Origin of the sequence: Kitasatospora sp. NPDC059817 (genome assembly GCF_042731835.1) — a bacterium.
Taxonomy (GTDB): Bacteria; Actinomycetota; Actinomycetes; order Streptomycetales; family Streptomycetaceae; genus Kitasatospora.
The window spans coordinates 43366-51718 of record NZ_JBHWIR010000032.1 but is presented as its reverse complement, the minus strand read 5'-3'; the positions used below and the strand labels follow the sequence as shown (position 1 = coordinate 51718).

Here is an 8353-nt window from a genome sequence, read left to right as displayed (position 1 = left end):
CGCCCAGCGCGGGCGAGGGGTCGACGGCGGCTCAGCGGGAGCGGAAGAAGCGGTCCACCGTGCGGCGGCCGGCGGCGACGGCGTGCACCGGTTCGCCGACCACCCGGCCGGCCTCGGCTTCGGCGCGGATGGCGTCGGCGCGTTCGGTGCGGCCCTCGGTCGCGTCCCACCGCTCGGCCTGGGCCCGCTCGACGCGGGGGAGGAGGCGGTGGCCCAGCGTCCACGTGATCAGGAAGAGCAGGGTCAACCCCAGGGCCAGCATGAAGGGTTCGGGCTCAAGCGGTCCGAGTTCGATGTTCACGCAAACCTCCCTTAATGGCTGACGGTAAGTCAACCGAGAGGCTTCCCAAGGGTGATGGGGGTCGAACTTTACCTGGACATGACCTGCGTCACTGTCCCGTGACGGACTGTCCGCCGACGCCGGGCCCGGACCGTGGCGCCGGGCCTCAGGTCACCTCGCCCCGGCGGGAGAACCGCTCCTCCCGCCACTCCCCGCCGGCCAGCACCTCGGCCAGCTCCCGGGCCGCGTCCCAGACGTCGGTGTACGAGAGGTACAGCGGGGTGAAGCCGAACCGCATGAGGTCGGGCGCACGGAAGTCCCCGATCACGCCGCGCGCGATCAGCGCCTGCACCACCGGGTAGCCGTCGGCGTGCCGCAGCGCGACCTGGCTGCCCCGCCGGGTGTGCTCGCGCGGGGTCACCACCTCGATCCCGTCCAGGCCCTCGACCAGTCCGATGAACAGGTCGGTCAGGGCCAGGCTCTTCGCCCGGACGGCGGCCGGGTCGGCGCGCTCCCAGACGTCCAGGCTCGCGCCCAGTGCGGCCTGTCCGAGCAGTGACGGCGAACTGGTCAGGAAGCGTCCGATGCCCGGCTTGGGGTCGTACCCGGGCTCGAAGGCGAACGGGCGGGCGTGCCCGAACCAGCCGCTCAGCGGCTGCCGCGGGCCGGCCGCCAGGTGCCGCTCCGCGGCGTACAGGAAGGCCGGCGAACCGGGGCCGCCGTTCAGGTACTTGTAGGTGCAGCCGACCGCGAAGTCCGCGCCCGCGGCGCCGAGTTCGACCGGCAGCGCGCCCACCGAGTGGCAGACGTCCCAGATCATCAGCGCGCCCGCGGCCTGCACCCGGGCGGTGATCCCGGGCAGGTCCAGCAGCTCGCCGGTGCGGTAGTCCACGTGCGAGAGGACGACCGCGGCGACGTCGCCGTCCAGGTGCCGGTCCAGCTCCTCCGGCCGGACCAGCACGCTGCGCGCGCCCTCGACCAGGCCGGTGGCGCCCTCGGCGATGTACAGGTCGGTCGGGAACGCCTCGCCGTCGCCCAGCACCGTGCGCCGCCCGGGGCGCAGCCGCAGCGCGGCGACGAGCACCTTGAACAGGTTCACCGAGGTGGTGTCGCAGACCACTACCTCCTCCGGGCCGGCCCCGACCAGCGGGGCGATCCGCCGCCCCAGCCGGTAGGGCTGCTCGAACCAGCCGGCGTCGTTCCAGCTGCGGATCAGCTCCCGGCCCCACTCCTCCTCGACCACCTGCCGCACCCGCTCCGCGGTGCGCACCGGCAGCGCGCCGAGCGAGTTCCCGTCCAGGTAGACCACCCCGTCCGGCAGGGCGAACTCCTTGCGGAACGCCGCCAGCGGGTCGACGGCGTCCAGCGCCGCGCACTCCTCGCGCGTGACCATGCCCATCCCCTCGTTCACAGCTCGTCCCGGATCGTCCACAGCTCCGGGAAGACGTCCTGCTCGGCGGACCTGCGCAGCCAGCTCAGCCCGCTGGAGCCGCCCGAGCCGGGCTTGCCGCCCATGGTCCGCTTGACCGCGGACAGGTGGCGCTGGCGCCAGCGGGTGACCCGCTCGGCGACGTCCAGCAGCGCCTCGGCGAGTGGCTGCAGGTCGGCGTGCTCCGGGTCGGTGTAGACCAGGCGCCAGGCCGCGGCGACCTCGTCGCTGGCGCGGTAGCGCTGCTCGGAGGGCTCCGGGCGCAGCGGCAGGCCGCGCCGGGCCAGCAGGGCCAGCGCGTCGTCGTACAGGCCGGGGGAGCGCAGCGCCTCGGTCAGCTCGGCCTGCGTCCGCGGCATCCCGTCGTACATCGCGAGCAGTGCGGCGTTCTTGTTGCCGAGCAGGAACTCCAGGTGCAGGAAGGCCGCGGACTGGAAGCCGGAGGCCTGGCCGAACTCCGCGCGGAAGCCGTTGAACTCCTGCGGCGTCATGGTGGCCAGCAGGTCCCAGGACTCCACCAGCACGTCCTGCGCGTGGGTGCCGCGCCGCAGCGCGGCCAGCGCGGCGGGCAGGTCGTCCTCGCGCAGCGCGCGCTGGGCGAGCGTCCACTCGTGCCGCAGCAGGTCGAACAGCAGCTCCATCACCTGCGTGGTGACGATGAACGACAGCTCGGCCGGCACCTTGCTGCGCGGGTGCTGCAGGCTGTGCAGCTCGTCCAGGCACACGTAGCGGGCGTACGGGGTGCCCCGATCCGGCTCCCCGCGCCGACCGAACGACAGGCTGGGTGTCTCCACCGTGTCGTGCCCCATCCCGATTCCTCCTGATCCACCCGGGCCCGTCGCCCGGACCGGCGACCAGACGGACGGCCTGGTTCCACCGGGGTGCCCATTGTGCGGCGGTGCGACCCCCCGGTTGAATGGTCGACGGACACCGCAACCGCGATCCGGGCTGTCGTTCGCGAGGCGTTCGGCCGATTCGCTTTACGATCGCGAAACCACCCATTCCAGTCACTCCGGGAGCCGCCATGGACGCCGTCGACCGCCGCCTGCTGGCCGAGTTGCAGACCGACGCCAGGCTCTCCTACAACGAACTCTCCCGCCGGGTGAGCCTGTCCGCACCCGCGGTGGCCGAACGGGTCCGCCGACTGGAGTCCGACGGCGTGATCACCGGGTACCACGCCCACGTGGACCTCAGCCGGGCCGGACTGCCGATCACCGCGCTGGTCCAGATCCAGTGCTACGGCCCGCGCTGCGTGCTGCGCGACCCCCAGGTGGCCGCCTGGCCGGAGGTGCTCCAGCTGCACCGGGTCACCGGCGGGGCCTGCTGCGCGCTGCTGGTCGCGGTGCCCACGATGGCCGATTTCGAGGCCCTGTGCGACCGGCTCGGCGGCTACGGCCAGCCGTCCAGCTCGATGATCCTCTCCAGCCCGGTGCCCTGGCGGCCGGTGGTCGCGCCCGCCGGGGCGTAGCGCCGTGGAGCCGTGAAGCCGTAGTGCCGTCGCCCCGGCGCGGCGCGGCGTGGCGCCATGGCGCCGTCACGGCCGCCGAGCGGCCCGGGGCCGGAACGGTAGGTTCCTCGGCATGCCGAACGAGCGTCACATCCTGCTGCTGCCCGGGAGCCTGCGGGCCGGTTCCACCAACGAGACCGTGCTGCGCACCGCCGCCGCCGTGGCCGCCGCCACCCCGGGCCTGCGGGCCACCTACTACGCGGGGCTGGCCGGCCTGCCGCACTTCAACCCGGACCACGACACCGACCCGCTGCCCGGGCCGGTGGCCGCCCTGCGCGCCGCCGTCGAGGCCGCCGACGCGCTGCTGGTCTGCACCCCCGAGTACGCCGGGACGCTGCCCGGCTCCTTCAAGAACCTGCTGGACTGGACGGTCGGCGGGACGGAGATCGCGGACAAGCCCGCCGGCTGGATCAATGCGGCCGGCCCGGGCCGGGGTCAGGGCGCGGAGGCCACCCTGCGCACCGTCCTCGGCTACACCGGCGCGGCCGTGGTGGACGGGGCCTGCGTCCGCATCCCGCTGGACCGCGGGGCGGTCGGCCCGGACGGGCTGGTCGCCGATCCGCTGGTGCGGGAGCGGATCGGCGAGGTGCTGGCCCGGCTGGCGGCCGCCGCGGTCTGACGGGTGGCGGCCTGGCGGGCGGCGGTCTGACGGGCGGCGGCCTGGCTCAGTGCCCTTCGGGCATGTGCACCCCGAGCCCGGCCAGGCCGGTCAGGAACAGCTCCACGCCGACCGCCGCGAGCAGCAGCCCGAGCAGCCGGGAGAGCACCTCCAGCGAGGTGCGGTGGGTGCGCTGCATCAGCGGCGCCAGCAGGGCCACGCAGACGTAGTTGATCACCACGACCGCGAGGTAGGCCCCGCCGATGGTGGCCTTCCAGCCCCAGTCGTTGCGGGCGAGCGAGGCGACCAGCACGGCGGTGACCGCGAGCGGGCTGGCGATGTACGGCAGCAGCAGTTCGCGGATGCCGTCCACCATCGGGTTCGGCAGGTGGTCGCCGTCCTCGCTCTCGCCGCCGAGGTGGACGCCGAAGACCAGCGCGACCGCGTAGATGAAGAAGATCGCCCCACCGGCGAGCTGCAGCGACTGGTCGCTGATGTGGAAGAGCGTGGTGACCTCGTCCGCGGTGAAGCCGAGCACCAGGCCGATCACCGCCGAGATGACCGTGCTCCACGCCGCCAGCCGCCGCAGTTCCCGGGTGCTCCGGGTGGAGGCCAGCCGGGCGAAGGCCAGCAGGACCTTGGGCGGGCCGACCACGGCGAAGAAGGTGATGAAGGCGCTGCTCAGATTGAAGACGAACATGCGCCAAGCATGACCGCGGCGGCTGGTGCGGCCGCTCCGCCACGCCACGCCCCGCGGTCGGGCGTGGCGTGAATCTCGTCGGGGGGCGGTTCATTCCCGGTCGCCGGCGAATTCGCCCGGATGGCCGTCCCGGCTCGAACGGGTGCGCGCTCTCGGCTCCCATGGAAGTCGGATCACCTGCCCGGGAGCGAGGATGCGACATGTGTCTGAACCGTAAGGACCTGGGCCTGCTGGCCCTGCGCGGCGCGGTCGGCGGGGTGCTGATCGCGCACGGCACCCAGAAGCTGTTCGGCTGGTTCGGCGGCGGCGGCCTGGAGGGCACCGCCCAGGCGATGGAGCACATGGGCTTCCACCCCGGCCGGCAGAGCGCCATCGCGGCGGGCGCCGGTGAGGCGGGCGGCGGCGTGTTGCTGGTCGCCGGGCTGGCCACCGGGGCGGCCGGCGCGGTGGTGGCCGGGACGATGGCCGGCGCGGTGGCGGTGCACGCCCCCGGGGGCTTCTTCGCGACCTCCGGCGGCTACGAGTACCCGGCCTTCCTCGGCGCGGCCGGGTTGGCGCTCGGCCTGGCCGGTCCGGGGCGGTACTCGCTGGACCACCTGACCTGCCACGTCCTCGACCGGCCGTGGATGGGCCTGGCGGCCTTCGCGGGGTCCGTCGCCGGGGCGTACGGCGTGGTGGCGCGGCGCCGGCACGTGGTGCGGCTGCGCGAGGAGCGGGCCGCGATGGAGGCGGACGCGCAGGAGGGTTCGGGGCTGTCCTGACGCGCCGGCGGCCCCAGGTCCTGTCCGGGGGCGGCCCGCGCCGGCCTTGCCCGGCCGGGTCACCCGGAGGCACCAGTCCTGCTGGCGGCCCCCGGGCGGCCCTCGGAGGGTGGGCGGGGAGGCGTGCCGGGCAGCCCGGCGCCGAGGCAGAAACGAGGGACCGCATGGACCGCCTGGACCGCATGGACCGCCAGCCGCTCACCCGGATCGGTTCGAGGCCGCGGGTCACCGCGCAGCACCTGGACGCGCCGCCGGTGCGCCGCCAACGCCGGGCGGTGGCCGGGGTGTTGGCCGCCACCATGGTCGCCGGGGTGGCGCTGGCGGGCTGCTCCTCCGGAAAGAGCGCGAGCAGCGTGGCCACCTCGGCCTCCGCCGCGATCGAGCGGGGCGCCTCGGCCGCCGCGTCCGCCGCCTCGGCGCTGGCCTCGGTGGCGGGCGGGGCGGGGGCGGTGATCGCCTCGGCGGAGGCACGGGCCTCGGCGGCGGTGTCGGCGGCCTCCTCGGCGGTCGCCGGGATCAAGGGCGGGCTGGACGCCAAGGGGGACGTGGCCGTCGGGGCGGTGAGCACCGGCTCGGACGGCAGGGCGCAGGTGGAGCTGACCGTCACCAACCACGGGCAGCAGTCGTACCGGTACGTGATCCAGGTCGACTTCACCGACGACTCCGGCTCGGTGCAGGACGCGACCGCGGTGACGGTCCAGGACGTGGCGGCCGGCCGGAGCGCCCAGGCCACCGCGCGCAGCAACCGGGACCTCTCGGGCAGCCTGAAGGCCGTGGTGGCGAACGCGCTGCGCTACTGACTCCCGCTACTGGCGCGCAGGTCAGCGCGGGTGTCCGGCGGGGGCCGAACCTTAAGCGCGGCTCAAGGCCCAACGGGACCCCTTGACGGGGGAGTTGGTCTAGTCCATTTTTATTGCCCAGGTGCAGGGAGCCCCTGAACCGGCGTCAACGGCCTCGTGCCGCGGGCGCCGGTTCGGCACATCCCGGTGTCCGTCCAGGCCCGATCCCGCTGATCCCGCTCGATTCCCCGCACGATTCCCCGCACTGAGCTGTCATGTCCCGGTCGCCCGACCCCACCTCGGGCGCATCCCCACGGGACGACGCAAACCCCCACAACCAGGAGTCACGCACCCATGCTGCGTTCACGCATTGAAAGGGCCGGGACCCCGGCTCCGACGGGCGGCCGTCGACGCCGCCCGAAGAGCCTGGCCGCCGTCGCGGCCGGCACCGCCGCCTCCGTGCTGCTCGGCGCGGGCCTCGCGCTGACCGGCGGCGCCGCGGCCAACGCCGCGACCACCAACACCACCGGCGCGGCCGCCACCAGCGGCGGCATCAAGGTCGCCTACTACGACCAGTGGTCGGTCTACGCCAACGCGTACTACCCGAAGACGATCCAGGACACCGGCGTGGCCGGGAAGCTCGACTACCTGATCTACGACTTCGGGAACATCCACCCGACCGACCTGGGCTGTTTCGAGGCGACCAAGGCCGCCGACACGAACGACAACAACCCCAACGCGGGTGACGGCGCGGCCGACGCGTTCGCCGACTACCAGAAGAGCTTCGGCGCGGACATCTCGGTCGACGGCGTCGGCGACGTCTGGAACCAGCCGATCGCGGGCAACTTCAACCAGCTGAAGAAGCTGAAGGCGAAGAACCCCAACCTCAAGATCCTGCTCTCGCTGGGTGGTTGGACCTACTCCAAGTACTTCTCGCCGGCGGCCGCCACGGACGCCTCGCGCAAGCACCTGGTCTCCTCCTGCCTCGACATGTTCATCAAGGGCAACCTCCCGAGCGACGCCGGCTACGGCGGCCCGGGCACCGGCGCCGGTGTCTTCGACGGCATCGACATCGACTGGGAGTACCCGGGCGGCGGCGGCCACACCGGCAACATCTCCAGCCCGGCCGACAAGCAGAACTTCACGGCGCTGCTGAAGGAGTTCCGCACCCAGCTGGACGCCCAGGGCAAGGCCGACAACAAGACCTACGCCCTGTCGGCGGCGGTCGGCGCCGGCCAGGACAAGATCATGAACGTCGAGACCGACAAGATCGGTCAGTACCTCACCTTCCTCGACGTCATGACCTACGACATGCACGGCGGCTGGGACGCCCAGGGGCCGACCAACCACCAGGCCGCGCTCTACGCGGGCCCGAACGACCCGTCGACCCCGGTCAAGCCGGGCCACGGCAAGTACTCGATCGACAACGCCATCAAGGCGTGGACGGTCGGCGACGCGGACTACGGGATCCCCGGCGGCTTCCCCGCGAACAAGATCAACATGGGTGTGCCGTTCTACTACCGCGGCTGGACCGGCGTCCAGAACAACGGCAAGAACGGCCTGTTCCAGCCCGCCGCCAGCCCGGCGACCGGCGCGGCGATGTCCGGCAACGTCCCCGGCATCCAGATGTACAAGGAGCTCGCGGGCTTCGTCGACAACCCGTCCAAGACCTTCTGGGACGACGACGCCAAGGCCACGTACTTCTACGATGGCAACACCTTCTGGAGCGGTGAGGACACCCGGTCGATCCAGGCCAAGCTCGACTACGCGCACTGCAACGGCCTCGGCGGTTCCTTCGCCTTCTCGCTGTACGACCTGGGCACCAAGACCGGCCTGTTCGACACGATGGTGAACGCCACCAACGGCTCCGCCGCCGGTTGCCCGGCCCCGCCGACCGGCACCCCGAGCAGCACGGCGACCCCGACCCAGACCCCGACCGGCACGCCCACGGGCACGCCGACCGGCACCCCCACGGGTACCCCGACCGGTACCCCCACCGGCACCCCGACCTCGCCGGCCGGCTGCCCGGCCGCCCCGAGCTGGGACGCCAACACCACCTACGCGGCCGGCGGCACCAAGGTCTCGTGGAAGGGCCACTACTACACCAACAAGTGGTGGACCAAGGGCGACGACCCGAGCCAGGGTGGCCAGTGGGGCGTCTGGACCGACAACGGCGCCTGCTGACCCTTCGGGCGGCATGAGCTGAGGGCCTGACGGACCCTCGCGGCACCTGAACCAAGCAGTCCGGGGCCCCCCGGGGGGGCCCCCCCCCCGCCCCCCCCCGGGGGGGGGGGGATAC

At 73.3% G+C, this 8353-nt stretch carries 9 protein-coding genes; 5 read left to right on the top strand and 4 right to left on the bottom strand.

Annotated features, from left to right (window positions below; all coding sequences use genetic code 11):
* Positions 1 to 31: 31 nt before the first annotated feature.
* The 3 genes from ACFV61_RS10005 to ACFV61_RS09995 all read right to left on the bottom strand — a co-directional run bounded on the left by ACFV61_RS10005 (position 32) and on the right by ACFV61_RS09995 (position 2518).
* Complete coding sequence (locus ACFV61_RS10005; protein ID WP_063347415.1) at positions 32 to 301, bottom strand: hypothetical protein; 270 nt, start codon at positions 299 to 301, stop codon at positions 32 to 34.
* A 145-nt stretch (positions 302 to 446) separates the two neighbouring features.
* Complete coding sequence (gene kynU, locus ACFV61_RS10000; RefSeq protein WP_380491008.1) at positions 447 to 1673, bottom strand: kynureninase; 1227 nt, start codon at positions 1671 to 1673, stop codon at positions 447 to 449.
* 14 nt (positions 1674 to 1687) lie between these two features.
* Positions 1688 to 2518 carry a tryptophan 2,3-dioxygenase gene (locus tag ACFV61_RS09995; RefSeq protein ID WP_079135561.1) on the bottom strand — a complete coding sequence of 277 codons (831 nt, stop codon included), beginning with the start codon at positions 2516 to 2518 and terminating at the stop codon, positions 1688 to 1690.
* Between the two features lie 215 nt (positions 2519 to 2733).
* On the opposite strand from ACFV61_RS09995, the gene ACFV61_RS09990 reads away from it, so the two are divergent.
* Positions 2734 to 3177: an Lrp/AsnC family transcriptional regulator gene (locus ACFV61_RS09990; protein WP_063347413.1), complete on the top strand. Its 444-nt coding sequence runs from the start codon at positions 2734 to 2736 to the stop codon at positions 3175 to 3177.
* A 112-nt stretch (positions 3178 to 3289) separates the two neighbouring features.
* A complete protein-coding gene (locus ACFV61_RS09985; RefSeq protein ID WP_380370457.1) occupies positions 3290 to 3835 on the top strand; it encodes an NADPH-dependent FMN reductase in 546 nt (181 codons plus the stop codon).
* Positions 3836 to 3881: 46 nt separating this feature from the next.
* Here the strand turns inward: ACFV61_RS09985 and ACFV61_RS09980 are convergent, their stop codons facing one another.
* A complete protein-coding gene (locus ACFV61_RS09980; protein WP_063347411.1) occupies positions 3882 to 4514 on the bottom strand; it encodes a MarC family protein in 633 nt (210 codons plus the stop codon).
* A gap of 200 nt (positions 4515 to 4714) precedes the next feature.
* Between ACFV61_RS09980 and ACFV61_RS09975 the strand changes: the two genes are divergently transcribed.
* From ACFV61_RS09975 to ACFV61_RS09965, 3 genes are all read left to right on the top strand, one after another.
* Positions 4715 to 5275 carry a DoxX family protein gene (locus tag ACFV61_RS09975; protein WP_063347410.1) on the top strand — a complete coding sequence of 187 codons (561 nt, stop codon included), beginning with the start codon at positions 4715 to 4717 and terminating at the stop codon, positions 5273 to 5275.
* Positions 5276 to 5439: 164 nt separating this feature from the next.
* Positions 5440 to 6075, top strand: a complete 636-nt coding sequence (locus ACFV61_RS09970) for a hypothetical protein (RefSeq protein WP_159398413.1) — start codon at positions 5440 to 5442, stop codon at positions 6073 to 6075.
* Positions 6076 to 6408: 333 nt separating this feature from the next.
* Complete coding sequence (locus ACFV61_RS09965; RefSeq protein WP_079135560.1) at positions 6409 to 8238, top strand: glycosyl hydrolase family 18 protein; 1830 nt, start codon at positions 6409 to 6411, stop codon at positions 8236 to 8238.
* The last annotated feature ends 115 nt before the right edge of the window (positions 8239 to 8353 follow it).

Bases quoted from the DNA above. Each gene is read 5' to 3' on its own strand.
- kynU (WP_380491008.1), bottom strand. From the start codon at position 1,673: ATGGTCACGCGCGAGGAGTGCGCGGCGCTGGACGCCGTCGACCCGCTG.
- ACFV61_RS09995 (WP_079135561.1), bottom strand. From the start codon at position 2,518: ATGGGGCACGACACGGTGGAGACACCCAGCCTGTCGTTCGGTCGGCGC.
- ACFV61_RS09990 (WP_063347413.1), top strand. From the start codon at position 2,734: ATGGACGCCGTCGACCGCCGCCTGCTGGCCGAGTTGCAGACCGACGCC.
- ACFV61_RS09985 (WP_380370457.1), top strand. From the start codon at position 3,290: ATGCCGAACGAGCGTCACATCCTGCTGCTGCCCGGGAGCCTGCGGGCC.
- ACFV61_RS09980 (WP_063347411.1), bottom strand. From the start codon at position 4,514: ATGTTCGTCTTCAATCTGAGCAGCGCCTTCATCACCTTCTTCGCCGTG.
- ACFV61_RS09975 (WP_063347410.1), top strand. From the start codon at position 4,715: ATGTGTCTGAACCGTAAGGACCTGGGCCTGCTGGCCCTGCGCGGCGCG.
- ACFV61_RS09970 (WP_159398413.1), top strand. From the start codon at position 5,440: ATGGACCGCCTGGACCGCATGGACCGCCAGCCGCTCACCCGGATCGGT.
- ACFV61_RS09965 (WP_079135560.1), top strand. From the start codon at position 6,409: ATGCTGCGTTCACGCATTGAAAGGGCCGGGACCCCGGCTCCGACGGGC.